Below are 23,958 nucleotides of genomic sequence, written 5' to 3' on the forward strand. Positions count from 1 at the left end.
ATTTGTTCTTTTGCATGCCGGAAAAAGAAAACGCATACATATGAGTGGCGCTTGCCTCGGCAGCCTTTATTTTATTAGAATGGTAGATAAGAAATACGAAAAGGCATTGAAAAGGAGGACGACATGCAGCTTCAAGAGCTTCATATGCTCGTAGTTTTGGCTGAGGAATTAAACATGAGGAAGGCTGCCGAACGGTTATTCGTGTCACAGCCGGCTCTGTCCCAGCGATTGCAGACCATTGAAAAAGCCTGGGGAACAAAGATCTTTCTAAGATCTCAAAAAGGACTTACGGTAACGCCGGCAGGAGAAAAAATCATACAATTTGCAAATGACGTCACGGATCGGCAAGAAAGAATCAGAGAAAACATTGATGAACTTGAGGGTGAGATTCACGGCACATTAAAGCTTGCCGTCGCCTCCATTATCGGGCAGCACTGGCTTCCGAAAGTGTTAAAAACATATGTGGAACGATATCCGAATGCAAAGGTCTCTCTCATTACAGGGTGGAGCAGCGAAATGCTGAAAAGTCTGTATGAAGATCAGGTACATATCGGCATTATCCGGGGAAATCCGGAATGGAAAGGCCGGAAAGATTATTTAATGACCGATCATTTATATTTGGTTGATACGGAAATTTCCTGTATTGATGATATTGCCCATACCGATCGGCCGTTTATCCAATTCAAAAGTGACAGTACATATTTTCAGGAAATTCAGCATTGGTGGCATCAAAAATTCAAAACCTCGCCGAAACAGACCATCCTCGTCGATCAGATTGAAACGTGCAAGCAGATGGCGCTGCACGGAATCGGTTATGCCATTCTGCCGTCAGTCACTTTAGAAGAGGAAGACAAAGTAAATAAAATGCCCCTGCTTGATACAAAAGATCATCCGATCGGCCGTGACACATGGCTGCTCGGTTATGAGCCGGCATTTGAATTAAAACAGGTGCAGGCTTTTGTTTCTGTCATTAAAGATATGCTGAAGCAGGAACGCCCATTTTAGAAAGACAGCAATCATGCTGTCTTTTTTTTATTTTTTATTGACAATGAAAATCATTATCATTTAAAGTGTTATATATGTTAATGAAAATCATTATCAATTACGAGGTGATCTTATGCGGAAAGCATTAATGATATACGCAAGCATGTCGGGGAATACAGAGGATATTGCCGGCATTATAAAAGAAACACTGAGCGGGCATCAGATAGCAGTTGACTGTCTCGACATGGATGAGGCAAATGCGGATTCTCTCGAAGCATATGATTATGTTTTTGTCGGCACGTACACATGGGGGGATGGTGATCTTCCTTACGAAGCGGAAGATTTTTACGAAGATATTCTGCACAGCCAGCTCAACGGACTGAAAACGGCCTGTTTCGGTTCAGGCGATCACGCCTACCCGAAGTTTTGCGAAGCGGTCACGCTGTTTTGCGATGCGTTTGAACAGGCCGGAGCCAATTTATATCCGGAAACGCTGAAAATCGAGCTGGCGCCCGAGACGGCTGAGGATCAGGAATGCTGCAAAGAATTTGTCCGCGGTTTTCTTGCATGGGCCGCTCACCACGGAGACCGGTGCCATGTTTCATAAAGGCGCGACGGCTGTCATGGCATCAGTGACCTCAGGATATTTTGTCGCGGTGAAAGACGAAGGTATTTTTCATTTTTCGGCGGAAGAAGGTTGGAAAAGACTGTTCCGAGTGAAAAGCAGGATTCATGTGCTGACTTACATAGGGCCCTACATATTCGCGGCTGGAGAAAAAGGCGCCGTCCTCAGATCAGCCGATCAGGGAAAGACTTGGACGGCCTCCCGATTTCCGACCAGCGCCTCCGTATGGGCCGTTGCCGGGCGGAATGACGGGTTTGTCTGTGCGCACGGCACATATTGCCTCTACTTATCTGATGATTTCGGCGTCACTTGGCATGTGGCTAAGCCCTTTTCACAATTAAAGGAGCCGCCTGTCATCCGTTCGCTTTGTTTACACGGTCAGACGATTTATATCGGCACCCGGATTCATATGAATCATGGCGGCATTTGGGCGTATGATCTGACGGAAGACCGCATCCGGCGTATAAGCCGCGAAAGGCAGCGCATGACGGCTTCAATGATGATGTATCAGAATGACTGGCTCATTGCAGCAAAGGGCGCGGCAAAGGGAGAACGGGGGGAGGTTGCCGTCCGAAACGTGCGGACGCAAGAGGAGTTTGCCATTACAGCCGGGCCCGCCGTACGGGAAAAATCATTTCTCGACGTTTCTGAGGATAACGGGATTATTTATGTTACATCATCACAGGACGAAAACGGATTTTCGCGTATTTATCAAGCTGATCTCGCCGCCGGTGAATTAAAGTGGTTTGATACGATCCGCGGTCACGGATGGCGGGTGGCAAACCGGGAAGAAAACTTTTTTTGCGCGGGCCTTTACGAAAGTAAGTTTGTCAGACCGTATGAGGCGGTACAGCTCGCACATTAGTTTTTATGCAAAAGGAGAGACGAAGATGGGGAATGTATTGCTTGTTTACGCTACAATGTCAGGAAACACCGAGGCGATGGCGGATTTAATTGAAAAAGGGCTGATCGAAGCACAAGCATCCGTAGACAGATATGAAGCGATGGATATTCATGCCGAACTTTTTAATGATTACGAGTATATTTTATTAGGCACATATACGTGGGGAGACGGGGATCTTCCTGATGAAATGCTCGATATTGCTGAAGATATGGAAAACCTGGAGTTCACGGGAAAAACATTTGCTTTGTTCGGTTCCGGAGATACGTCCTATGAGTTTTTTTGCGGAGCAGTTGACGAATTGGAAAAAGTAATCACAGCCCGCGGCGGGCGGGTGGTGCTGCCGTCGGTCAAAATTGAAAACAACCCTGAGGGCAGTGAGGAAGAAGAGCTCCGGGAATTCGGAAGACAGTTTGCCGCGCTGTGCAGCCAGCCGGCAGAATAAAGGCTTGTTCCTTTTTTTCTTGTCTTTGTATCCTTCCTTTGTTACAGTAATGAGGTAGAAAATCAGAGGAGGACAATACATATGAAAATGATGGATGCAAATGAAATTATTTCATTTATTCAAAATAGTACAAAATCAACGCCTGTAAAAGTGTATGTAAAAGGCGATCTCGAAGGAATCAGCTTTGGCGATTCCGCTAAAACATTCCTGAACGGCCAATCCGGCGTCGTTTTTGGCGAGTGGGCTGAAATTAAAAGCGCAATCGAAGAAAACAAAGACAAAATTGAGGATTACGTCATTGAGAATGACCGCCGCAACTCTGCGATCCCGATGCTTGATTTAAAAGATGTTAAAGCGAGAATCGAGCCCGGCGCTATTATCCGCGACCAAGTCGAAATCGGCGACAATGCCGTTATCATGATGGGTGCGTCTATTAATATCGGTTCAGTCATCGGCGAAGGTACGATGATTGATATGAACGTTGTTCTCGGTGGGCGCGCGACTGTCGGCAAAAACTGCCACATCGGAGCGGGTTCTGTATTAGCGGGCGTTATTGAGCCGCCTAGCGCTAAGCCTGTTGTCGTGGAAGACGACGTTGTGATCGGCGCAAATGCGGTTGTGCTTGAAGGCGTAACAATCGGTAAAGGCGCGGTTGTCGCTGCGGGAGCCATCGTTGTGAACGATGTCGAACCATATACCGTTGTAGCGGGAACACCTGCGAAAAAAATCAAAGATATCGATGAAAAAACAAAAGGCAAAACAGAAATCAAACAGGAATTACGCCAGCTGTAAGGAATGGTTTGATAGAATGGGCGTGGATGATAAAATCCACGCCTTATTCTTATCTCAAGGAGGAATACATATGGAAAAAGAGCGGCTCATTGCCATCCGAAGAGATCTGCACCGCATTCCGGAGATCGGCTTTCAGGAATATAAAACCCAGCAGTACCTGCTGAATCTATTGAACCAATATCCGGAGGAAAGAATTGAAATTGAAACTTGGAGAACCGGCATCTTTGTCAAAGTCAACGGCACGGCTCCGGAAAAAATGCTCGCCTACAGAGCGGATATAGACGCTCTGTCGATTGAAGAGCAGACGGGACTTCCGTTTGCATCTGAACACCCCGGTTTTATGCACGCATGCGGCCACGATATGCACATGACCATCGCGCTCGGCATTATTGATCATTTTGTCCATCATCCCGTCAAACATGATCTGCTCTTTTTATTCCAGCCGGCTGAAGAAGGACCGGGCGGAGCGGAACCGATGCTTGAAAGCGATGTGCTAAAAAAATGGACGCCGGATTTGATTACCGCTCTCCATATAGCACCTGAGCTTCCTGTAGGCACAATCTCCACCAAAAGCGGATTGCTGTTTGCCAATACGAGCGAGCTCGTCATCGATCTTGAGGGGAAAGGCGGACATGCGGCATATCCGCATACAGCAGACGACATGGTCGTTGCCGCGAGCACGCTTGTCACGCAGCTGCAAACGGTCATATCCAGAAATACGGACCCGCTTGACAGCGCTGTGATAACTGTCGGAATGATTACCGGGGGCACGGCGCAAAATATCATCGCAGAGCATGCTCATCTGGAGGGAACCATCCGGACGCTTTCCGAGGAATCAATGCGTATGGTGAAAAAGCGGATTGAAGAGCTTGTCAAAGGAATTGAAATCGGCTTCCGATGCAAAGGAAAAGTCACGTATCCGTCCGTTTATCATCAAGTTTATAATACAAGCGGCCTGACCGAAGAATTTATGCAATTTGTCAGCGATCATCAGCTTGCTGACGTGAAAACGGCGAAAGAAGCGATGACCGGAGAAGATTTCGGATATATGCTGAAAAAATATCCCGGCTTTATGTTCTGGCTGGGGGCCGATTCATCCCACGGGCTTCATCACGCAAAGCTGAACCCGGATGAAGATGCGATGGAAACCGCGGTAAATGTCATGGTCGGATATTTTTCGAAGTATGCCAATTAAATCCGAAATGAAGAATAATCTAACAAAAATTGAGCATTCTACATAACGGAGGTGTTCAATATGACGAAAAAAATTGGAATTGAACAATCTTTATCGGATGTAGAACAGGCGTTAAAACAAAAAGGATATGACGTAGTGATGATGAAGACTCCTGAGGATGCGAAGAATTGTGACTGCTGTGTCGTAACCGGACTTGACAGCAATGTCCAAGGAATTGCCGATACGTCAACTCAGGCTCCCGTCATTACGGCTTCCGGAATGACCGCCGACGAAATCTGCAGCGAAGTGGAAAAAAAATTTCATTAAAAAGAAAAAACCGAAGCTTACGCTTCGGTTTTTCTATTCGGCGGAAGCGGCGTTTTTAAAACGGTCGAGCGCGATTTTCATTTCTCTCCGCAGTACGCGTTCAACCCGCCATTGCTCCATATTTTCTGTTTTGGCAATGATTCTGAGCACCATTTCTGACGAGCTTAAATCCTGAACCCCGATGACGTCCGGCCCTTCCTTAATCTGCGGGAGCTCAGCGGCTGCTTTGTCACACGCGGTTTGCAGGATTTGAATGGTTTCATCAAGATTTTTTTCAAGCGGCACTTTAATATCGACAAGCGCCTGCATCGTTCCGCGGGAATGGTTGCTCACATTCGTAATGCCCCGGTTGGGAAGATAGTGAAGCGTGCCGTCAAAGCTCCGGATTTGCGTCGTACGGAGACCGACCTGCTCGACAATGCCGCTGTAGCCGGCAACCGTAATATAATCACCGACGTCGATCTGTTTTTCCAAAAGGATAAAAAATCCGGTGACGATGTCACTGACAAGCCCCTGAGCCCCGAAGCCGACTGCGAGACCGACCACGCCGGCGCCGGCAATGAGAGCGCTCGGATTGTAGTGAAATAAATCCAAAATCATTACGATAAAAACGAAAATCAGGATGTATCCATATACATTAAGCGCGAGGCTTCGCAAAGTATAAGCGCGGCCTGTAGAGAGGTTGTTTTGTTGCTCGAATTTCTGAAACAGATGCTTGATCAGCTTTTTTCCTGCCGTCCGGAAAATAAAATACGCTAAAATAATGAGAGCCAGCTTTATGATGAAAATCCCGGCAGATGTGAGAAGCCCGGCCCAATCAAAGTGTTTTAGATCAATCATAGTGATGTCTTCCTTTCAAGTCTATTGCGGAAAAAGCTAAAAGTGATATACCCGTTTTTAAAATAAAATAAACCTTTTAATAGAAATCAGTTATTTCATTTATGATTTGTTCATATTGCCCGGTTTCAATATCATCATTTTTGTGAAGATATGAACTAAGGAATCGCCACACTCATTTTAACATGGTGATTCAGCCAAATCATATCCTTTGGAGGGAAAACAGGAGAACGTTGCCCGGCGGACTGAAAGCCCCGGCAAAAAACCTTTTTCGTAAGGAGGGAAATAAGATGAAATTACGTCAGCAAATGCCTGAATTGACAGGCGCTAAAGCATGGATTAACAGAGAAGTCACGAAGGAACAGCTGGTCGGCGGAAAGCCGGCACTGATTCACTTCTGGTCCGCCAGCTGCCGCATGTGTAAAGAAGCGATGCCTGAGGTGAACGGGTTTCGTGATAAATATAAAGATCAGCTGAATGTGGTGGCCGTTCACATGCCCCGTTCCGAAGACGATCTTGATCTTGAGAAAATCAAGAAAACAGCGGCTGAACACGATATCTCTCAGCCGATTTACGTCGACAGCGATCATACGCTGACTGAAGCATTTGAAAATGAGTATGTGCCGGCTTATTACGTTTTTGATAAAAGCGGACAGCTCCGCCATTTTCAAGCGGGAGGAAGCGGGATGAAAATGCTTGAAAAACGCGTCAGCCGAGTACTTTCAGAAACGGAGCAGGCTTCTGAGTAATCGGGACAATCTCCGTCGGACTATTGTCTCGGTTCCGCAAACCCTTTGCCGTTTAGGTAACAGGGTTTTTTTGTGCCTATCGGATAAAAAATTCCAATATGACATGTGTGGCTTAAAAAATAAGAGAAACAGCCGTAAACACGCTGTACCGCTTGTTTTATCCATATCATTATCTTTTACATATTATAGTCGAAAATTGTAGATATCACGCTAATTTTCATTAAACAAGTCATTTCAAGTTATATTTTGAAATGGTTGAATAAATTGGAACTTTGTCCAGAATCCCCTATATGATAAGGATTTTTGTATATAAAGTACTATTTTCAGAAAATAAGCAATTTTTCATAGAGTAAATAAAATAGTAAAATGATAAAATAATAGTTGATAAAATTACTTTTGTAATCTAATATCTTAATAAAAGCGTTTAAATTTTTGACAGGGGGTTTTACACATGTTTAATGAAAGAGAAGCGCTGCGCTTACGTTTAGAACAATTAAACGAAGCAGAGGTAAAAGTCATTCGTGAATATCAAATAGAACGTGATAAAATATATGCAAAACTGAGAGAATTAGACAATACAGGCAGCCTGTCCGATACAAAAAAAGAGTTTCGTCCGGAGAAAAAAAGTGACTCTCTCCCGGTGCTTGCAGAGCTTGCAGCACAGGAAATGAGAAGCTATCAAAAGCCGCAGACACAGCCTCAATCCTCCCAGCCGCAGATGCAGTCTATTACGTCTCTTCCCGCCGGCATTCCGGACGGTTCTACAAGAAGAAGAAGAGGGACGGCGAGACCGGGATCAAAAGCGGCAAAACTGCGCGAAGCAGCGATTAAAACGTTGAAACGCCACAATGCAGCGATCAAAAGTTCCGAACTGCAAAAGGAAATTGAAAAGGAAAGCGGCCTTGAAATTCCTAATATGACAACATTTATGCAAAGCTTAATTAAAATGTATCCGGAAGTGAAAAAACCATACCGCGGCCAATATATTCTTGAGGGAGAAATTTCTCAGGAAACAGCAGAAACGGCAAATGATACGGCTGCTGAATAAAACAGTAAAAACTGCTTGCGTTACTCAAGCAGTTTTTTTGCGTTTTCCCGCTTATTCTGCGGAAGTGACGCATCTTTTCCAGGCTTTTTTTCAAGCTTGACGACATATTTTTGGAAAGGCTTTTCGCCGTCAGCACGTTCTTTCAACGCATCCAGTTTTTCATCAAGCGACTGATCGCGGGACTCTGATTGTACAAATTGTTTTTGCAGGGAGATGACTTGTTCGGTAACGGCTTTAAGCAAGTCTTCTGCCTGAACAGTCTCTTTGGAAACAGAAGGGATTTCCAGAGCTTGTTCCGCCGGTTCCGCCGTGCGGCTGTCAATATCAGCAAAATGGCCGGCAATCCAAGCATCACTTTCGTCCAGCTGCCGTTTATACGAAAGAATGGTTTCTTGAAATAACTTTTCTTTCGTTTTTTCTATTTCTACAAGCCGTTCTTTTGTTTCTAGTATTCGATCTCTCATATGATTAATTTCTATTTTAATATGTTTGAGCTGGTATTCTTTTTCTATCATTTGTGTTTGGAGCCGGGTATTTTCGTCTGCAGCGGCATGATAACGCTGTTTCATATCTTCGTGAGAAGTCCGTTCAGTTTGAATGGCGGTCTCAAGTGAGCGGATGCGGGTATGTAAGTTTTTATTTTCTTCTTCAAATTTTACATTTGTAAGATGCAGACGGTGCTTTTCTTCCATCTCATTTTTCCGCCGAAACGTTTCCTGCTGAAGCAGTTCTTGCAGAATGACGATTTTATCGAGCAGCCCGGCTCTGATTTCATGCAAAGAACGTTCCGTGTCACTTGTCTGTTTGTGTTTTTGAGCCATGGCTTCCAATTCGTCAGAAAGCTTGTGAAGCCGCTCTTTAATATTGGCGTTTTCCTCCTGAAGCTTATTATTTTTCTGATGGAAGTAGCTTGCTTCAAATTCTGAAATTAATTTTCTGCATCTGGAAAGTTCGGATTTCAAGTAAAGGTTCTCTTGAGAAGTGTCGTGGAAAAACGGACCGGATATTTTCATAAGAACCATCTCCCTCATGATGTTAACACTACAATATGGGAAAGGATCAACGGCTATTCCTCTTAATTAAACAGACAAGCACCGTAATATTGTATTTCGGCTGAGGCGTTTGCTATGCTTTTATATAGAATGGGAGAGAGATGACATGAAACGGGTGAATGTAATATTAGCGGGGGGAGCTTCCCGAAGATTCGGAGAACCGAAAGCTTTTGCAAAGTGGAAGGGCGGCATGTTTTATGAACAGGCGAAAAAAGCCTTCGGCGGCGGAGAAACGGTAATTATCAGCCGCCCTGAGCATATAAAAAAGTTCTTATCAAACAGGGAGCGGCATGTTTTTGCCGATGAGCCGCGGTTTCGGGGAATGGGCCCGCTGGCCGGCATATATACGGCAATGAAACAAACGGAAGGCGAAACATACACGGTCATATCCTGTGACACGCCGCTCGTGACAAGAAAGACGATGGCTGCACTAGAAATGAAGCTGACCGGAAATCTGGACGCTGTCATACCGGTTTGTGAAAACAGAGAGCATCCCCTCTTGGCGGTTTACCATAAACGGGTGCAGGATGTGCTTTTTGATCAGCTGACACAAAACAAACTGAAAATGACAGACACGCTGAAACGGCTGTCTGTCTGTTATGTGCAGGCTGAAGACATCGGCGCCGGGCCGGAGGAGTTCGCTAATATCAACACACGGGACGATTACACCAGACTTTTGGCGCATGTCGAGTCTTCAAATCAGGACTGATCGGGAAGAAACATGGTATGATGGAAATAAAAATGCAAGGGGACAACACAGATGGAAGAGCGCTATTCGCGGCAGACAAGATTTAAGCCGATAGGGGAAAAAGGGCAGCAGGCGCTGGCTGACAGCAGTGTCCTGATTGTCGGAGCCGGAGCCCTCGGAACAGCCGCGGCAGAGGGTTTGGCAAGAGCCGGAGCGGGCCGTATGGCGATTATTGACCGGGATTATGTGGAATGGAGCAATTTACAAAGACAGCAGCTGTATACAGAAGAAGACGCGAGACAGCGCCTGCCGAAAGCAATGGCGGCCAAGGCGCGTCTTTTGGCGGTAAACAGTGATATACATATCGATGCTTACGCGGCGGAAGGTACGGCGGAAACGCTCGAACCGCTGATCGAACAAGCGGATTGCATCGTGGATGCGACAGATAATTTTGAAACGAGAATGGTCATCAATGATCTGGCGCTGAAAACGAAAACACCTTGGATTTATGGTGCCTGTGTCAGCAGTCAGGGAATGTGCATGACGATTATTCCGGGGGTTACGCCGTGTTTATCCTGCCTGTTTGAGCAAATGCCCGTGGGCGGAGCGACATGTGATACAGCAGGCATCATACCTCCGGCGGTTCATATCGTTTCCGCTTATCAGCAGGCTGAGGCGCTGAAATTGCTGACAGGAAATCATGCGGCGGTAAATCGGCGCTTTTTCACGTTTGACGTGTGGAATAACACCAATATGAGCATAAATGTGGATCAGATCAAACGGGATCATTGCCCTTCCTGCGGCGCGGAGCCCGTATATCCGTATCTGCAGCCTGAAAACAGGCCGAAAGCAAGCGTGCTGTGCGGAAGAGACACCGTTCAAATCAGATCGGAAGCCTTAAAGAGGCTGGATAAAGAAGAGCTTGTCAAACGTCTGAAGCAGATCGGTAAAGTGGAAGCAAATGAATTTCTGCTGCACATGGCGTATGAGCGCTTCAAAATCGTTATTTTTCAGGACGGACGGGCTTTGATTCACGGTACAAACGATATAAAAGAAGCAAATTCAGTTCTGGCCAGAGTGATCGGACTGTAGGAAGGGGAGATATTGCTATGCTTGAAAAAAGAACGCCGATTCAGGTGGACGAAGCAGTCCGCCGGGTGAGCCGGTATAAAAAACAGGGGGATACCGAATGGGTGGCGCTTGAGGACAGTCTCCACCGCTATTTGGCGGAGGATGTTAAGGCGGATCATGATGTGCCGGCCTTTAACCGTTCCCCGTATGACGGGTTTGCCATCAGGGCGAGCGATTCAAAAACGGCTTCCCGTGACAATGCCGTCACCTTTGAAGTCATTGACCATATCGGAGCCGGCGCCGTGTCAGAAAAAGAACTCGGGCCTTATGAAGCGGTCCGCATTATGACGGGTGCGCAGATTCCAAAAGGCGCGGATGCCGTAGTGATGCTTGAACTGACAAAAACGTTTTCTGAAAACGGGACGAATTACATGTCAGTGAAACGCCCTTTTCATGCGGGTGATAATATTTCATATCAAGGAGAAGATGCGAAAAAGGGCAGCTCGCTATTAAAAAAAGGGACGAAAATCACGCCGGGCGTAACCGCTCTTTTAGCAACCTTCGGCTATGCTTCCGTTCCCGTGGTCAGAAAGCCGGTTGTCGGCATTATCGCAACGGGAACCGAGCTTCTTCATGTCAGCGATCCGCTTGAGCCGGGGAAAATCCGCAACAGCAACGCTGCCATGGTGTATGCCCAGGTCATTGAAGCGGGCGCGGTACCGATGAACTTAGGGAAAATTTCCGATGATTTTGATGACAGCTATGCTGCGGTGAAGGAAGCTATGAAAAAAGTTGATTTTCTGATCACGACCGGCGGCGTGTCAGTCGGCGATTTTGATTTTCTTCCAGACATTTATAATAAGCTCGGAGCGGAAGTTCTTTTTAACAAAGTGGCAATGCGCCCGGGGAGCGTGACAACTGTCGCCCGGGCCGATGACATGCTGCTGTTCGGCCTTTCAGGCAATCCGTCCGCATGTTATGTCGGATTCACCCTGTTTGTCAAACCGATGATTCAGACGTGGCTTCTGAATGAAAAACCTCATTCCGGATGGGCGGAAGCCGTGTTAACAAACGACTTTCCGAAGCCGAATCCGTTCACGAGATTTGTGAGAGCATTTGTTTATCATAAGGACGGAAAGATGATGGCGTCACCGGTCGGTCTCGACAAATCAAGCTCAGTCACATCTCTAGCCGAAGCAAACGCGTTTATCCTTCTGCCGGGAGGAACGAGGGGGTATGAAGCGGGCCGGACGGTTCACGTGCTCCTCATCCGTGATGAGAATGGAAGTGAATGGCCGTGGTCAATTCTTTCCCGATCGTCCAGATCGTAGGTTTTCAAAACAGCGGTAAAACAACGTTTATTGAACGTGTGCTGAAAGCGGCGCCGAAAGAGTGCGATATTGGATGTTTAAAACATCACGGACATGGCGGAGAACCGGAACCTTTTTCTGACGGAAAAGACTCGGAGCGTTTTTCAAAAGCCGGAGCCGCGGTTACGGCAGTAGAAGGGGACGGCGTCCTGCAGCTTACGGCGCGAAAAAAATGGGATCTGGCGGGTTTGATCAGTCTGTATGAATGTCTGGGAATTGACGGTCTTCTCATAGAGGGATTTAAACATGCGCCGCATCCGAAAATCATTATGATCAAAGACAGCGAAGATTGGCAAAAGCTCAAACATTTGGAGCGCGTGATCGCGGTTATCAGCAGAAATATGGAGCATATGCCGGCAGATGCAGGCATGCCCGTATTCCATGCGGATGATCCGGCTGCCATTATGTTTGTGCTTTCGCAGCTGAAAGGGGAATCTGCATAAATGGAACGTTTTCAAATTACAAGGGAACCTATCATTGCGGAAAATATCGTAAAAAAAGTTGAAAAGCGTGAAGCCGGCGCCATCACAACGTTTATCGGCACGGTCAGAGAGTGGACTGCAGGACGGCGGACGGTACGGCTCGAATATGAAGCGTATGAACCGATGGCTGTTCAAATGCTTTCTCAAATCGGCGATGAAATCAGTGCGAAATGGGAAGGAGCCGAAGCTGCAATCACACACCGTGTCGGCGTCCTTGATATCGGAGAAGCAGCGGTCGTAATCGCCGTGTCTTCACCGCACAGAAAGGCGGCATATGAGGCGAATGAATATGCAATTGAACGGATAAAACAGATTGTGCCGATATGGAAAAAAGAAATCTGGGAAGACGGAGAAGAATGGATAGGCGATCAGCTGGAAACAACGCCCTATCCGAACGGAGAACCGGATTTGGATAAAGGGGAATCGCGATGATTAAAGTACTATTGTTTGCCGGGCTTGCGGAGCAGGCGGGAACACCGGTCATTGAACTTGACGAAAAAGAGACGGCGGCGTCTGCTGTAAAAACACTGTTAAAGGAACGGTACGGACTTCAGACGATTGACAATGCCATGATCGCAATCAATGAAACATATGTAAAAGACAACAGCATTGTAACAGAAGGTGATACCATTGCCTTTATCCCTCCTGTAAGCGGAGGGTGAAAAAAGAGCCGGATGAGAATCATTGCCATCCGGCTTTTTTGTATATAGGAGCTGAATTACAGAGAATATCTAAATGGGATTTAAAGGGATTTGTGATTGAGACGGTTTTGATTAGATGAATAGGCTGAAGACAGTGCCTTCACAAGGCTTTGAGCCTCCCGTCATACCGGTCTGACAATACTTTTTTTTACATAATTATGGAACGTAAAGCTGAGAATTTGTGTTACAATTTAGCATAAATACGCAAACGGCAAAAAAATTGAAACTTCTCTCAGCCTAAAGCGTACGTATAAACAGAATAATACATAGGAGGCATCAGCAATATGGAACCAAACCTGGAAAAAGGCAATACGGCAGTAACGGAAAAGCCGTCAATTTTCGGCGTCATTACAAGTCCTGTTGTGCAGTTTAAAAGATTAAAAGAAAAGCCGGTCATCGGCATTCCTCTCCTGATTGTCATCATTCTCATCGCGGCCGGCAGTATTTTGCGCGGACTGGGGATGAATTATGAAGAAGTGCTGAACAGCCCATCTCTTGACGGTTTGACGGATGATCAGATTGAAATGACCAAAACCTTCGCTAAATTCGGCACGATGTTCGGAGGAATCTTCGGGGGCATTATCGCTCTGTTTATCGTTCCGCTCATTTACTGGCTGTGCGTCAAAATTTCAGGCGGCGTGACAACTTACAAAAAAATGCTCTCACTCAGCCTGTTTACGGCATTCATTACCAATATCGGCTTAGTTATTAACGGTCTTGTCACTTATTTTACCGGTGCGGGCTCACTGTACGCCGTTACATCTTTGGCGAGTGTCATACCGGCCGGAGACGGCGTCGCGGTCTTTTTAAGCGCGTTCGACATTTTCAGCATCTGGAGCTATATTCTGCTCGCTTTGGGTCTTCGCTATACAGGCGGCATTTCGAAAAAAGCGGCCTGGACTTCCGCGATTGTCCTGTTTGTTATTATGCTTTTGGTTTCGGCAGTCGGAGGACTGTTAAGTTCAGTGACAGCAGGTGTATAACATGAAAAAAATTTGGATCGGAATCGGCATCGCCGTAATTGTTGCAGTATTCATCGGTATCAATATTTATAAGTCTGCCGCTCCCGCGGGCGGCAGCGCCGGGAAAAAAATCGAAACCGGAACCATGGAAAACAGAGAAATCTCCTCTACGGTTATGGTTCCGGGAACACTTAAATTCTCTAAAGAACAGTATGTTTTTTATGAAGCGGATAAAGGAACTCTTGATAAAGTGAAAGTAAAAGAAGGCGACAAAGTAAAAAAAGGGTCGTCGTTAGTCACGTATACAAATGAGCAGCTCAATCTTGATAAAGAACAAAATGAGTTGACAGAACAATCAAAACGGATGCAAATCGAACAAGTTGAAGAAAAACTCAGAGCATTAAACAGCAAGGAACAAGATCTGGCAAAACAAGTTGGAGAAGCTGAAGCCAAAAAACAAATTGAATCCGAACGGACTGATCTGCAGCTTCAGCAAAAAACGGCGGAAATCGAATTAAAGCAATCTGATTTGCAAAAGCAGTCTCTTGAAAATCAAGTGGCGAATCTCAATGTTAAGAGTGAGATGGACGGGACGGTAATCTCGGTAAATCAAGAAGCGGCTTCTAAAAAATCGGATATTCAAGAACCGGTTATACATATAGGAGACCCGGAACACCTGATCGTTGCCGGCAATTTGTCCGAATACGACACGCTGAAAGTGAAAAAGGGCCAAAGCGTTACGATTACCTCAGACGCCATTCCCGGTAAAACGTGGAAAGGGAGAGTGGCGGCTGTCGGCCTCGTTCCTGATCAAAAGTCAAGCGCTGCTTCGGGGGAAAGCACGGAACAGGCCGTGCAGTATCCGTTCCAGGTTAAGCTGATCGGAAACCTTCCGGAGGGCAAGCCGGGGTTTAAATTAATTATGAACATTGAAACCGACAAACGGAAAGCCGATACGCTGCCGTCCTCCGCGGTCAAAAAAGACGGAGATGAGCACTGGGTCTTTACGGTAAAAGACGGGAAGGCCAAACGCGTGAAAGTTAAAGTCGGCGATACCGCAAATCAGCTTACGGAGATAAAAGAGGGGCTTTCAAAGGATGATAAAGTCATTCTGAATCCGGCTGACGGTTTGACTGACGGAACGGATGTGAAAGCATAGATGATTCAGCTTTCAAAGGTGAAAAAAAGCTATCAGATCGGCAAGGAGACGTTTGATGTTCTTCGTTCAATCGACCTGACGATTGAAGAAGGAGAATATGTGTCAATTATGGGACCGTCGGGATCGGGAAAATCTACGATCATGAATATCATCGGCTGTCTGGACAGACCGACGTCCGGCAGTTACAGGCTTGCGGGCGAAGATGTTTCTTCATGTACCGAAAAAGAGCTTGCGGCGGTCCGGAACAAATCAATCGGATTTGTCTTTCAGCAATTTCAGCTGCTGCCGCGATTGAATGCAAGAAAAAATGTCGAACTCCCCATGATCTACGCCGGTATCGGCAAAAAAGAGCGTGAGGAACGGGCTGAGCATGCGCTGGAAAAAGTCGGTTTGGCGGATCGGATGCGTCACATGCCGAATGAGCTGTCAGGCGGCCAGAAGCAGCGTGTCGCGATTGCAAGAGCCATCGTGAACGAACCGAAGCTCATTTTAGCTGATGAACCGACCGGCGCGCTGGATACGAAAACAAGCATTTCTATTATGGAGCAGTTCACAGAGCTTAATGCAGAGGGCGTGACCGTGGTGCTTGTCACTCATGAGCCTGAAGTGGCGGACTGTACAAACAGAGTGATTTTCGTCCGTGACGGCATGATCGTTTCCCGCGATGCTGAGCAGAGGAGAGTGGGAGAATGAGCCTGTTAGAAAATCTCCGGATGGCCCTCAGTTCCGTAAGAGCTCACAAGCTGAGATCGATTCTGACGATGCTCGGAATCATTATCGGCGTCGGTTCAGTAATTGTTGTTGTGGCTGTCGGCCAGGGCGGAGAGCAAATGCTGAAGCAATCCATCAGCGGGCCGGGCAATACGATTGAATTGTTTTACCTTCCGAGTGATGAAGAATTAACAGCCAATCCGAACGCCTTACAGGAAGCGAGTTTTACAGAAGAAGATATTAATGGATTAAAAGGAGTGGACGGCGTAAAGCAGGTTGTCGCTTCCGCGGTAAAATCCATGACGGCCCGTTACCATGAAGAAGACACGGATATTACGTTGAACGGCATTAACAGCGGCTACATGGACGTAAAAAAGCTGGACGTTCAAGATGGACGGACATTTACGGACAATGATTTTCTTTCCGGGAAAAGAGCAGGAATCATCTCGAAAAAAATGGCTGAAAAGCTGTTCGGGAAAACGTCTCCGCTCGGAAAAATCGTCTGGGCCGGAGGACAGCCCGTTGAAGTAATCGGCGTACTGAAAGAAGAGAGCGGTTTTTTATCGTTAGGACTCAGTGAAATGTATGTGCCGTTCAACATGCTGAAAACGTCTTTCGGTACTAACGACTACAGCAACGTTTCCGTTCAGACGGAGTCCGCTGATCAAATCAAAACAACAGGAAAAGAAGCGGCCCGTCTCTTAAATGACAATCACGGTACAAAAGAGGCCTATCAAGTCATGAATATGGAAGAAATCGCGGCGGGAATCGGTCAGGTCACGACCGTCATGACGACGATCATCGGTTCGATCGCCGGTATTTCTCTCATTGTCGGCGGGATCGGGGTCATGAATATTATGCTCGTATCAGTGACGGAACGGACAAGAGAAATCGGCATCCGCAAATCGCTCGGTGCCACGAGAGGACAGATTCTGACACAATTCTTAATTGAATCTGTTGTGCTTACATTAATCGGCGGCTTAATCGGAATCGGTCTCGGCTACGGGGGAGCATCACTCGTTTCCCTTATCGCAGGCTGGCCGTCGCTCGTTTCCTGGCAGGTGGTTTGTATCGGCGTGCTGTTCAGTATGCTGATCGGTGTCATTTTCGGCATGCTGCCCGCCAACAAAGCATCACGCTTAGATCCGATTGAAGCATTAAGGTATGAATAACCGGCACCCCATGCAGTCTGCATGGGGTTTTTTGTGTTTTAATGATTGAATGAATATAATAGACTTTTTTCATTTATGATAAAAAGAAAATGTCATACAATTGTCCCCCTTTTTGTCGAATTTACAGTTTACAAACCCTATGTACATACGTTAATATGAACAAATGTGAAAGATTTTGATAGTTATTGAATGAATTTGAGTGATTTTAGTTGCTTGAAGTAAAAAAAGCGTTTACAATTATCTTGCAGCCGAAATGAATACGTTTTCAAAGGAGGCGGAATATGCTTACTCCTGAAAGGTATCAGCTGATTATGGATCAGATTGAAAAGCGAGATGTGGTGAAGATTCAAGAGCTGATAAGCATGACAAACGCTTCTGAATCAACGATCAGAAGAGATTTATCAACACTTGAAGAGCGCGGGTTTTTAAAGCGCGTTCACGGCGGGGCGTCTAAACTTTCCAACAGCAGGCAAGAACCCGATATGCTTGAAAAATCCTCCAAAAACCTTCAAGATAAACTGAAGATCGCTGAAGAAGCGGCATCTTTATTAGAAGAAGGTGACTGTATTTACCTCGATGCGGGAACAACTACATTGCACATGATTGATTTTATAGATCATACAAAGGACATTGTGGTTGTCACAAACGGAGTTATGCATATCGACGCTTTAATAAGGAAAGGGATTCCTTTTTATCTTCTCGGAGGATATGTGAAGCATAGAACAGGTGCGATGATCGGCGGCGCCTCATTAACGGCGGTCAGCCAGTACCGTTTTGACAAAAGCTTTCTCGGGGTGAACGGCGTGCACATTGAAGCCGGCTTTACAACACCCGATCCGGATGAGGCTCTTCTGAAGACAAAGGCTGTGAGACAGGCGAAAAATGCGTATGTTTTAGCCGATCCTTCTAAATTCGGCGAGATTTCTTTCGCAGCGTTCGCCGCCTTGGGCGATGCAGCTATCATTACCACTGAAGCTGAAGAACTTGCATTCGATAATTACCAAGAAAAAACTGTCGTAAAGGTAGTGAAACCATGATTTACACTGTAACCCTCAATCCTTCTGTTGACTATATCGTTCACGTTGAAGATTTTGCCGTAGGCGGTTTAAACCGTTCCAGCTATGACACGAAGTATCCCGGCGGAAAAGGCATCAACGTTTCGAGATTACTGAAAAGACACCATGTGCCGTCAAAAGCATTGGGGTTTGTCGGCGGATTTACCGGAAATTATATCACGTCATTTTTGCAGCAGGAAGGTCTGGAAACGGCTTTTTCTGAGGTAGATGAAGACACGCGTATAAATGTAAAACTGAAAACGGGCGATGAAACGGAAATTAACGGACAGGGCCCGACGATTTCAGACGAAGTGTTCAATGCCTTTTTAGAACAGTTCTCCGCTCTGGAAGAGGGAGACATCGTCGTTTTAGCGGGAAGCATTCCTTCTTCCCTGCCGCATAACACGTATGAAAAAATTGCTGAGGCATGCAGAAAGCAGAATGCCCGGGTAGTGGTGGACATCTCCGGTGAAGCGCTGATGAAAGCGACAGAAATGAAACCGTTTTTGATGAAGCCGAATCATCATGAGCTTGGGGAAATGTTTAATACGGTCATTGATTCAGCCGAAGCTGCCGTTCCTTACGGTAAAAAATTAATTGAACAAGGCGCTGAACACGCGATTGTTTCGATGGCTGGCGACGGTGCGCTTTTATTTACGAAAGAGGCGGTTTTCCTCGCCAATGTTCCTAAAGGAAAGCTTGTCAATTCGGTAGGCGCGGGTGATTCCGTCGTCGCGGGATTCCTTGCGGGAATTTCAAAACAGCTGCCTTTGGAAGATGCGTTCCGTTTAGGAGTTGCTTCCGGAAGCGCGACGGCATTTTCTGAAGAACTCGGAACTGAAGAGTTTGTACAGCAGCTTCTTCCTGAAGTTAAAGTCACACGTCTATAGAGGAGGAAAGAAAAGTGAAGATAACTGAGCTGTTAACAAGAGATACAATTCATCTCAATATAGAAAGCAAAGAGAAAGAAAACGTTATCGATGAAATGGTGACAGTGCTTGACAAAGCCGGCAGATTAAATGACAGAGAGGCTTACAAAGCAGCCATTTTAAATCGTGAAAGCCAAAGCTCGACGGGAATCGGCGAAGGCATTGCCATTCCTCATGCGAAGACGGCGAGCGTCATTAACCCGGCCATCGCATTCGGCCGTTCAAAAGATGGTGTGGATTATGAATCATTAGACGGTCAGCCGGCACACCTGGTCTTTATGATTGCGGCAACCGAAGGAGCGAATAATACGCACCTTGAGGCATTATCAAGACTTTCAACGCTTCTTATGCGTGAGGAAATCCGCAAACAGCTTCTTGAAGCTGAATCAGAAGATGCGATCATTGACATCATCAATCAGCATGACAAAGATGACGATGAGGAAGAAGAAGAGCAGGAAGAACAGGCAGCGCCGTCAGGAAAAGGCAAAATCCTAGCCGTTACGGCATGTCCGACAGGTATCGCCCATACGTTCATGGCAGCTGACGCACTGAAGGAAAAAGCGAAAGAGCTCGGCGTTGACATTAAAGTCGAGACAAACGGCTCAAGCGGTATCAAACATAAGCTGACGGCTCAAGAAATTGAAGACGCCCCTGCGATTATCGTGGCGGCTGATAAACAGGTTGAAATGGAGCGCTTTAAAGGCAAACATGTTCTTCAAGTGCCTGTAACGGCCGGTATCAGACGTCCTCAGGAGCTGATTGAAAAAGCCGTTAACCAAGATGCGCCGATTTACGAGGGCAGCGGCGGAGGATCTTCCGCTTCAAATGAAGACGGCCCGAAAGAGAAATCAGGCACAAGCATCGGAAGCACTTTCTATAAACACTTAATGAGCGGTGTCAGCAACATGCTGCCATTTGTCGTCGGCGGCGGAATTCTCGTTGCGATTTCATTCTTCTGGGGAATTCATTCAGCTGATCCGAAAGACCCGACATACAACACGTTTGCCGCAGCACTGAACTTTATCGGCAGCGATAATGCGTTAAAACTGATCGTTGCAGTTCTTGCCGGATTCATCGCAATGAGTATTGCGGACCGTCCGGGATTTGCGCCGGGTATGGTCGGCGGATTTATGGCTACGCAGGCGAATGCCGGATTCTTGGGCGGACTGATTGCCGGATTCTTAGCCGGTTATGTCGTAGTCCTTTTGAAAAAGCTGTTTGTCTTTATCCCTCAGACTCTTGACGGATTAAAACCTGTATTGATTTATCCGCTGCTCGGTATTTTTATCACCGGTGTCCTGATGCAGTTTGTCATTAACACACCTGTAGCAGCGTTTATGAATTTCTTAACAAATTGGCTTGAAAGCCTTGGAACTGGAAACCTTGTCTTAATGGGTATTATTTTAGGCGGTATGATGGCTATCGACATGGGCGGCCCGCTCAATAAAGCGGCGTTCACTTTCGGTATCGCGATGATCGATGCCGGAAACTATGCGCCGCATGCGGCCATCATGGCGGGCGGAATGGCTCCGCCGCTTGGAATCGCACTGGCGACAACATTCTTTAAACACAAATTCTCTAAACGTGATCGTGAAGCCGGTATTACGTGCTACTTCATGGGAGCAGCTTTCGTTACAGAAGGCGCCATCCCGTTTGCAGCGGCTGATCCGCTTCGCGTCATCCCTGCAGCCGTTGTCGGTTCTGCGGTAGCGGGCGGACTGACAGAGTTTTTCCGGGTAACGCTTCCTGCACCGCACGGAGGAATATTCGTTGCATTCATTACGAACCATCCGCTGCTTTACTTAATGAGCATCGTGATCGGAGCGATTGTAACGGCGGTTATCTTGGGAATCATCAAAAAACCGGTACTAGAGAAATAAGCGAAAAGCGTCCTTTACGGGCGCTTTTTTCAATCATATGCGCATAGAAGCGTTATGTATTTTGTGATGAGTTGTGATAAAGTAAAGATGGTACATGAACCGAAACAGTGATCGTCTAGGAGGAACCACGTTGACTGAAGAACAAAAACCTACTTCTGAAAAATCGGTAAAAAGAAAATCCAACACGTATTGGGAATGGGGAAAGGCCATCATTATAGCGGTTGCACTTGCGCTGTTAATCCGCCATTTCCTGTTTGAACCGTACTTAGTGGAAGGATCATCAATGTACCCGACATTACATGACGGTGAAAGACTGTTTGTCAACAAAAGCGTCAATTATATCGGAGAAATCGAGCGGGGGGACATCGTCATTATTAACGGCGATACGTCGAAAGTCCATTATGTAAAGCGGCTCATCGGAAAACCTGGAGAAACGGTGGAAATGAAAAATGACACGCTTTATATAAACGGCAAAAAAATCGCAGAACCGTACCTCGCGAGCAATAAAAAAGAAGCGAAAAAACTGGGAGTCAACCTGACGGGAGATTTCGGCCCCGTAAAGGTTCCGAAAGGCAAATACTTCGTCATGGGCGACAATCGGCTGAATTCAATGGACAGCCGGAACGGACTCGGTTTAATTGCCGAAAACCGGATCGTCGGCACCTCGAAGTTTGTGTTCTTCCCGTTTCATGATATGCGTCAGACAAAATAAAAACGCCGCGCTGCCCGATTCGGACAGCAGGCGTTTTTTATTTGGCAAACGAGGCGGCGACGGCGATGAACAATACTGTGGCCAGCACTGATCCGACAATGGCCAGAACGCTGAAAAAAAGATTCACCTGCTTCTTCTCTTTGCCGCGTTTTTCAAGCATCCGTTTTGAAAAGAGATGCGAAAACGTATAAATGAGGGCGATTCCGACGTACAAGCCGATGTCACGTGCCGTAAAGCCTGTGACGGCCAGAAAAACCCCGGTGAAGAAAATCATAAGACAGTATTCTGTGAGTGTTAAAAGCTTCAACTTGTTCCTCCGTGATGAATATGTATATATATCTATTGTATCACAGCGCTCCGGGTTTGACGCCTGCATCTTTTCAAACCCGTATATTCGCAGGGAAACATTTCTCTTCCCCTTTATTCATGGTATACTTTTAATGATGATAGACACGATGGAGGATTCTAAATGATTGCTGTAAATAATGTGAGCTTGCGTTTTGCGGATCGCAAGTTATTTGAAGATGTCAATATTAAATTTACGCCGGGCAACTGCTACGGATTAATAGGCGCAAACGGTGCCGGAAAATCAACATTTTTGAAAATTTTATCCGGTGAGCTGGAGCCGCAGACCGGCGATGTCCATATGAGCCCGGGCGAACGTCTTGCCATTCTGAAGCAGAACCACTTTGAATATGAAGACTGTGAAGTGCTGAAAGTCGTCATCATGGGGCATAAACGTTTATACGAAGTCATGCAGGAAAAAGACGCGATTTATATGAAGCCTGATTTTTCAGATGAAGACGGCATCCGCGCCGCTGAACTTGAAGGAGAGTTTGCGGAATTAAACGGATGGGAAGCTGAAAGTGAAGCCGCTATTTTGTTAAAGGGGCTGGGCATCTCTGAAGACCTGCATACGAAGAAAATGGCCGACTTAGGCGGTTCAGAAAAGGTGAAAGTGCTTTTGGCACAGGCGCTGTTCGGCAAGCCGGACGTTCTGCTGCTTGATGAACCGACCAACCACTTGGATCTGAAAGCGATTCAGTGGCTGGAAGAGTTTTTAATCAACTTTGAGAACACAGTCATCGTCGTATCCCATGACCGTCACTTTTTAAATAAAGTGTGCACGCACATCGCCGATCTTGATTTTAATAAAATTCAAGTGTACGTCGGCAACTATGATTTCTGGTATGAATCAAGCCAGCTTGCTTTAAAGCTTTCTCAGGAAGCCAACAAGAAAAAAGAAGAGCAGATTAAACAGCTTCAGGAGTTCGTGGCCAGATTCAGCGCCAACGCCTCTAAATCAAAGCAGGCGACATCAAGAAAGAAACTCCTTGATAAAATCACGCTTGATGATATCAAACCGTCATCACGCCGTTATCCTTATGTCAATTTCACGCCGGAACGCGAGATCGGAAATGACGTGCTGCGGGTTGAAGGCTTAACAAAAACGATTGACGGGGTTAAGGTGCTTGATAACGTCAGCTTTATTATGAACAGAGAAGACAAAATCGCATTTACGGGCCGCAACGAACTTGCCGTTACGACATTGTTTAAAATCATTTCCGGGGAAATGGAAGCAGACAGCGGCACATTTAAATGGGGCGTGACCACTTCTCAGGCGTACTTCCCTAAAGACAACAGCGAATATTTTGACGGCAGCGATGCGAACCTTGTCGACTGGCTCCGCCAATACTCGCCGCATGACCAAAGCGAAAGCTTTCTGCGCGGTTTCTTAGGACGCATGCTGTTCTCAGGAGAAGAAGTCAACAAAAAATCAAACGTCCTTTCCGGAGGAGAAAAAGTGCGCTGCATGCTTTCAAAAGCGATGCTTTCCGGCGCGAATATCTTAATTCTGGATGAACCGACAAACCACTTAGATTTGGAATCCATTACGGCGCTTAACAACGGCTTAATCAGCTTTAAAGGCGCTATGCTGTTTTCATCTCATGACCATCAATTTGTACAGACAATTGCCAACCGTATCATTGAATTAACGCCTAAAGGCATTGTTGACAAACAAATGTCTTATGACGAATTTCTTGAAAACGCGGATGTGCAGAAAAAGCTTGAAGAGCTATACGCGTAATAAAGAAGCAGGGGAGACTCTGCTTTTTTATTTATGAAAAAAG

At 46.3% G+C, this 23,958-nt stretch carries 27 protein-coding genes; 24 read left to right on the forward strand and 3 right to left on the reverse strand.

What is annotated here, in order from left to right; all coding sequences use genetic code 11:
* Nucleotides 1-123: 123 nt before the first annotated feature.
* The 7 genes from ccpC to U2H13_RS07460 all read left to right on the forward strand — a co-directional run bounded on the left by ccpC (nt 124) and on the right by U2H13_RS07460 (nt 5,248).
* The gene (gene ccpC, locus U2H13_RS07430; protein ID WP_007611101.1) at nt 124-1,005 is read left to right on the forward strand and encodes a transcriptional regulator CcpC; all 882 of its coding nucleotides are present in this window, start codon (nt 124-126) and stop codon (nt 1,003-1,005) included.
* 112 nt (nt 1,006-1,117) lie between these two features.
* Nucleotides 1,118-1,591, forward strand: coding sequence for a flavodoxin (locus U2H13_RS07435; RefSeq protein WP_109566908.1), 474 nt, complete (start codon nt 1,118-1,120; stop codon nt 1,589-1,591).
* Nucleotides 1,581-2,474 carry a sialidase family protein gene (locus tag U2H13_RS07440; protein ID WP_029973678.1) on the forward strand — a complete coding sequence of 298 codons (894 nt, stop codon included), beginning with the start codon at nt 1,581-1,583 and terminating at the stop codon, nt 2,472-2,474. Before U2H13_RS07435 ends, U2H13_RS07440 begins: the two co-directional genes overlap by 11 nt.
* A 25-nt stretch (nt 2,475-2,499) precedes the next feature.
* Nucleotides 2,500-2,955 carry a flavodoxin gene (locus tag U2H13_RS07445; protein ID WP_007409622.1) on the forward strand — a complete coding sequence of 152 codons (456 nt, stop codon included), beginning with the start codon at nt 2,500-2,502 and terminating at the stop codon, nt 2,953-2,955.
* A gap of 81 nt (nt 2,956-3,036) precedes the next feature.
* Nucleotides 3,037-3,747: a 2,3,4,5-tetrahydropyridine-2,6-dicarboxylate N-acetyltransferase gene (dapD, locus tag U2H13_RS07450; protein ID WP_007409623.1), complete on the forward strand. Its 711-nt coding sequence runs from the start codon at nt 3,037-3,039 to the stop codon at nt 3,745-3,747.
* A 70-nt stretch (nt 3,748-3,817) separates the two neighbouring features.
* Nucleotides 3,818-4,942: an N-acetyldiaminopimelate deacetylase gene (locus U2H13_RS07455; RefSeq protein ID WP_109566909.1), complete on the forward strand. Its 1,125-nt coding sequence runs from the start codon at nt 3,818-3,820 to the stop codon at nt 4,940-4,942.
* Between the two features lie 60 nt (nt 4,943-5,002).
* The gene (locus U2H13_RS07460; RefSeq protein WP_003154596.1) at nt 5,003-5,248 is read left to right on the forward strand and encodes a YkuS family protein; all 246 of its coding nucleotides are present in this window, start codon (nt 5,003-5,005) and stop codon (nt 5,246-5,248) included.
* Between the two features lie 33 nt (nt 5,249-5,281).
* Here U2H13_RS07460 and U2H13_RS07465 read toward each other — a convergent pair whose 3' ends face one another.
* Entirely contained in the window at nt 5,282-6,088 is an 807-nt protein-coding gene (locus U2H13_RS07465; RefSeq protein ID WP_021493755.1) for a mechanosensitive ion channel family protein, read from the reverse strand.
* A gap of 287 nt (nt 6,089-6,375) precedes the next feature.
* On the opposite strand from U2H13_RS07465, the gene U2H13_RS07470 reads away from it, so the two are divergent.
* Together U2H13_RS07470 and rok are read left to right on the forward strand one after the other, a co-directional pair.
* Nucleotides 6,376-6,834 carry a TlpA disulfide reductase family protein gene (locus U2H13_RS07470; protein ID WP_017417682.1) on the forward strand — a complete coding sequence of 153 codons (459 nt, stop codon included), beginning with the start codon at nt 6,376-6,378 and terminating at the stop codon, nt 6,832-6,834.
* 451 nt (nt 6,835-7,285) lie between these two features.
* Nucleotides 7,286-7,882 carry a transcriptional regulator Rok gene (gene rok, locus U2H13_RS07475; RefSeq protein WP_003154591.1) on the forward strand — a complete coding sequence of 199 codons (597 nt, stop codon included), beginning with the start codon at nt 7,286-7,288 and terminating at the stop codon, nt 7,880-7,882.
* Between the two features lie 20 nt (nt 7,883-7,902).
* Here the strand turns inward: rok and U2H13_RS07480 are convergent, their stop codons facing one another.
* Entirely contained in the window at nt 7,903-8,895 is a 993-nt protein-coding gene (locus U2H13_RS07480; protein WP_017417683.1) for a hypothetical protein, read from the reverse strand.
* Nucleotides 8,896-9,040: 145 nt separating this feature from the next.
* Between U2H13_RS07480 and U2H13_RS07485 the strand changes: the two genes are divergently transcribed.
* The 14 genes from U2H13_RS07485 (at nt 9,041) to sipT (ending at nt 21,826) form a co-directional block, all read left to right on the forward strand.
* A complete protein-coding gene (locus U2H13_RS07485; RefSeq protein ID WP_014417620.1) occupies nt 9,041-9,643 on the forward strand; it encodes a molybdenum cofactor guanylyltransferase in 603 nt (200 codons plus the stop codon).
* Nucleotides 9,644-9,694: 51 nt separating this feature from the next.
* Nucleotides 9,695-10,714: a molybdopterin-synthase adenylyltransferase MoeB gene (locus U2H13_RS07490; RefSeq protein ID WP_376700753.1), complete on the forward strand. Its 1,020-nt coding sequence runs from the start codon at nt 9,695-9,697 to the stop codon at nt 10,712-10,714.
* A gap of 17 nt (nt 10,715-10,731) precedes the next feature.
* Nucleotides 10,732-12,024, forward strand: a complete 1,293-nt coding sequence (gene glp / locus U2H13_RS07495) for a gephyrin-like molybdotransferase Glp (protein WP_022553413.1) — start codon at nt 10,732-10,734, stop codon at nt 12,022-12,024.
* Nucleotides 11,985-12,506 carry a molybdopterin-guanine dinucleotide biosynthesis protein B gene (mobB, locus tag U2H13_RS07500; protein ID WP_029973679.1) on the forward strand — a complete coding sequence of 174 codons (522 nt, stop codon included), beginning with the start codon at nt 11,985-11,987 and terminating at the stop codon, nt 12,504-12,506. Before glp ends, mobB begins: the two co-directional genes overlap by 40 nt.
* Nucleotides 12,507-12,977 carry a molybdenum cofactor biosynthesis protein MoaE gene (locus U2H13_RS07505; RefSeq protein ID WP_021493751.1) on the forward strand — a complete coding sequence of 157 codons (471 nt, stop codon included), beginning with the start codon at nt 12,507-12,509 and terminating at the stop codon, nt 12,975-12,977. It abuts the gene before it with no gap.
* Complete coding sequence (moaD, locus tag U2H13_RS07510) at nt 12,974-13,207, forward strand: molybdopterin converting factor subunit 1 (protein WP_007409633.1); 234 nt, start codon at nt 12,974-12,976, stop codon at nt 13,205-13,207. The genes U2H13_RS07505 and moaD overlap by 4 nt, the downstream gene beginning before the upstream one ends.
* A 323-nt stretch (nt 13,208-13,530) precedes the next feature.
* Nucleotides 13,531-14,229 (forward strand): Yip1 family protein, encoded by a 699-nt coding sequence (locus U2H13_RS07515; RefSeq protein ID WP_043021215.1) that lies wholly within the window; start codon nt 13,531-13,533, stop codon nt 14,227-14,229.
* A gap of 1 nt (nt 14,230) precedes the next feature.
* Complete coding sequence (locus U2H13_RS07520) at nt 14,231-15,367, forward strand: efflux RND transporter periplasmic adaptor subunit (RefSeq protein ID WP_012117453.1); 1,137 nt, start codon at nt 14,231-14,233, stop codon at nt 15,365-15,367.
* Nucleotides 15,368-16,060 (forward strand): ABC transporter ATP-binding protein, encoded by a 693-nt coding sequence (locus U2H13_RS07525; protein WP_007409637.1) that lies wholly within the window; start codon nt 15,368-15,370, stop codon nt 16,058-16,060. It begins immediately after the preceding gene.
* Nucleotides 16,057-17,250 carry an ABC transporter permease gene (locus U2H13_RS07530; RefSeq protein ID WP_014417626.1) on the forward strand — a complete coding sequence of 398 codons (1,194 nt, stop codon included), beginning with the start codon at nt 16,057-16,059 and terminating at the stop codon, nt 17,248-17,250. Before U2H13_RS07525 ends, U2H13_RS07530 begins: the two co-directional genes overlap by 4 nt.
* A gap of 281 nt (nt 17,251-17,531) precedes the next feature.
* Nucleotides 17,532-18,287: a DeoR/GlpR family DNA-binding transcription regulator gene (locus U2H13_RS07535; protein WP_014417627.1), complete on the forward strand. Its 756-nt coding sequence runs from the start codon at nt 17,532-17,534 to the stop codon at nt 18,285-18,287.
* Nucleotides 18,284-19,195: a 1-phosphofructokinase gene (gene pfkB / locus U2H13_RS07540; RefSeq protein ID WP_003154572.1), complete on the forward strand. Its 912-nt coding sequence runs from the start codon at nt 18,284-18,286 to the stop codon at nt 19,193-19,195. Before U2H13_RS07535 ends, pfkB begins: the two co-directional genes overlap by 4 nt.
* Nucleotides 19,196-19,209: 14 nt before the next feature.
* On the forward strand, nt 19,210-21,114 hold the full coding sequence (locus tag U2H13_RS07545) for a fructose-specific PTS transporter subunit EIIC (protein WP_376700755.1): 1,905 nt from the start codon (nt 19,210-19,212) through the stop codon (nt 21,112-21,114).
* A 94-nt stretch (nt 21,115-21,208) separates the two neighbouring features.
* On the forward strand, nt 21,209-21,826 hold the full coding sequence (gene sipT, locus U2H13_RS07550) for a signal peptidase I sipT (protein WP_369719103.1): 618 nt from the start codon (nt 21,209-21,211) through the stop codon (nt 21,824-21,826).
* Nucleotides 21,827-21,863: 37 nt separating this feature from the next.
* On the opposite strand, the gene U2H13_RS07555 is transcribed toward sipT, so the two are convergent.
* Complete coding sequence (locus tag U2H13_RS07555) at nt 21,864-22,133, reverse strand: hypothetical protein (protein WP_021493749.1); 270 nt, start codon at nt 22,131-22,133, stop codon at nt 21,864-21,866.
* A 162-nt stretch (nt 22,134-22,295) separates the two neighbouring features.
* Here U2H13_RS07555 and U2H13_RS07560 point away from each other — a divergent pair, with 162 nt between their 5' ends.
* On the forward strand, nt 22,296-23,915 hold the full coding sequence (locus U2H13_RS07560; RefSeq protein ID WP_003154562.1) for an ABC-F family ATP-binding cassette domain-containing protein: 1,620 nt from the start codon (nt 22,296-22,298) through the stop codon (nt 23,913-23,915).
* The last annotated feature ends 43 nt before the right edge of the window (nt 23,916-23,958 follow it).

This window comes from Bacillus sp. A1 (assembly GCF_042296235.1).
Lineage (GTDB): Bacteria > Bacillota > Bacilli > Bacillales > Bacillaceae > Bacillus > Bacillus velezensis.

Coding starts and splice junctions, on each gene's coding strand:
- ccpC (WP_007611101.1), top strand. CDS start 124: ATGCAGCTTCAAGAGCTTCATATGCTCGTAGTTTTGGCTGAGGAATTA.
- U2H13_RS07435 (WP_109566908.1), top strand. CDS start 1,118: ATGCGGAAAGCATTAATGATATACGCAAGCATGTCGGGGAATACAGAG.
- U2H13_RS07440 (WP_029973678.1), top strand. CDS start 1,581: ATGTTTCATAAAGGCGCGACGGCTGTCATGGCATCAGTGACCTCAGGA.
- U2H13_RS07445 (WP_007409622.1), top strand. CDS start 2,500: ATGGGGAATGTATTGCTTGTTTACGCTACAATGTCAGGAAACACCGAG.
- dapD (WP_007409623.1), top strand. CDS start 3,037: ATGAAAATGATGGATGCAAATGAAATTATTTCATTTATTCAAAATAGT.
- U2H13_RS07455 (WP_109566909.1), top strand. CDS start 3,818: ATGGAAAAAGAGCGGCTCATTGCCATCCGAAGAGATCTGCACCGCATT.
- U2H13_RS07460 (WP_003154596.1), top strand. CDS start 5,003: ATGACGAAAAAAATTGGAATTGAACAATCTTTATCGGATGTAGAACAG.
- U2H13_RS07465 (WP_021493755.1), bottom strand. CDS start 6,088: ATGATTGATCTAAAACACTTTGATTGGGCCGGGCTTCTCACATCTGCC.
- U2H13_RS07470 (WP_017417682.1), top strand. CDS start 6,376: ATGAAATTACGTCAGCAAATGCCTGAATTGACAGGCGCTAAAGCATGG.
- rok (WP_003154591.1), top strand. CDS start 7,286: ATGTTTAATGAAAGAGAAGCGCTGCGCTTACGTTTAGAACAATTAAAC.
- U2H13_RS07480 (WP_017417683.1), bottom strand. CDS start 8,895: ATGAAAATATCCGGTCCGTTTTTCCACGACACTTCTCAAGAGAACCTT.
- U2H13_RS07485 (WP_014417620.1), top strand. CDS start 9,041: ATGAAACGGGTGAATGTAATATTAGCGGGGGGAGCTTCCCGAAGATTC.
- U2H13_RS07490 (WP_376700753.1), top strand. CDS start 9,695: ATGGAAGAGCGCTATTCGCGGCAGACAAGATTTAAGCCGATAGGGGAA.
- glp (WP_022553413.1), top strand. CDS start 10,732: ATGCTTGAAAAAAGAACGCCGATTCAGGTGGACGAAGCAGTCCGCCGG.
- mobB (WP_029973679.1), top strand. CDS start 11,985: ATGGCCGTGGTCAATTCTTTCCCGATCGTCCAGATCGTAGGTTTTCAA.
- U2H13_RS07505 (WP_021493751.1), top strand. CDS start 12,507: ATGGAACGTTTTCAAATTACAAGGGAACCTATCATTGCGGAAAATATC.
- moaD (WP_007409633.1), top strand. CDS start 12,974: ATGATTAAAGTACTATTGTTTGCCGGGCTTGCGGAGCAGGCGGGAACA.
- U2H13_RS07515 (WP_043021215.1), top strand. CDS start 13,531: ATGGAACCAAACCTGGAAAAAGGCAATACGGCAGTAACGGAAAAGCCG.
- U2H13_RS07520 (WP_012117453.1), top strand. CDS start 14,231: ATGAAAAAAATTTGGATCGGAATCGGCATCGCCGTAATTGTTGCAGTA.
- U2H13_RS07525 (WP_007409637.1), top strand. CDS start 15,368: ATGATTCAGCTTTCAAAGGTGAAAAAAAGCTATCAGATCGGCAAGGAG.
- U2H13_RS07530 (WP_014417626.1), top strand. CDS start 16,057: ATGAGCCTGTTAGAAAATCTCCGGATGGCCCTCAGTTCCGTAAGAGCT.
- U2H13_RS07535 (WP_014417627.1), top strand. CDS start 17,532: ATGCTTACTCCTGAAAGGTATCAGCTGATTATGGATCAGATTGAAAAG.
- pfkB (WP_003154572.1), top strand. CDS start 18,284: ATGATTTACACTGTAACCCTCAATCCTTCTGTTGACTATATCGTTCAC.
- sipT (WP_369719103.1), top strand. CDS start 21,209: ATGAACCGAAACAGTGATCGTCTAGGAGGAACCACGTTGACTGAAGAA.
- U2H13_RS07560 (WP_003154562.1), top strand. CDS start 22,296: ATGATTGCTGTAAATAATGTGAGCTTGCGTTTTGCGGATCGCAAGTTA.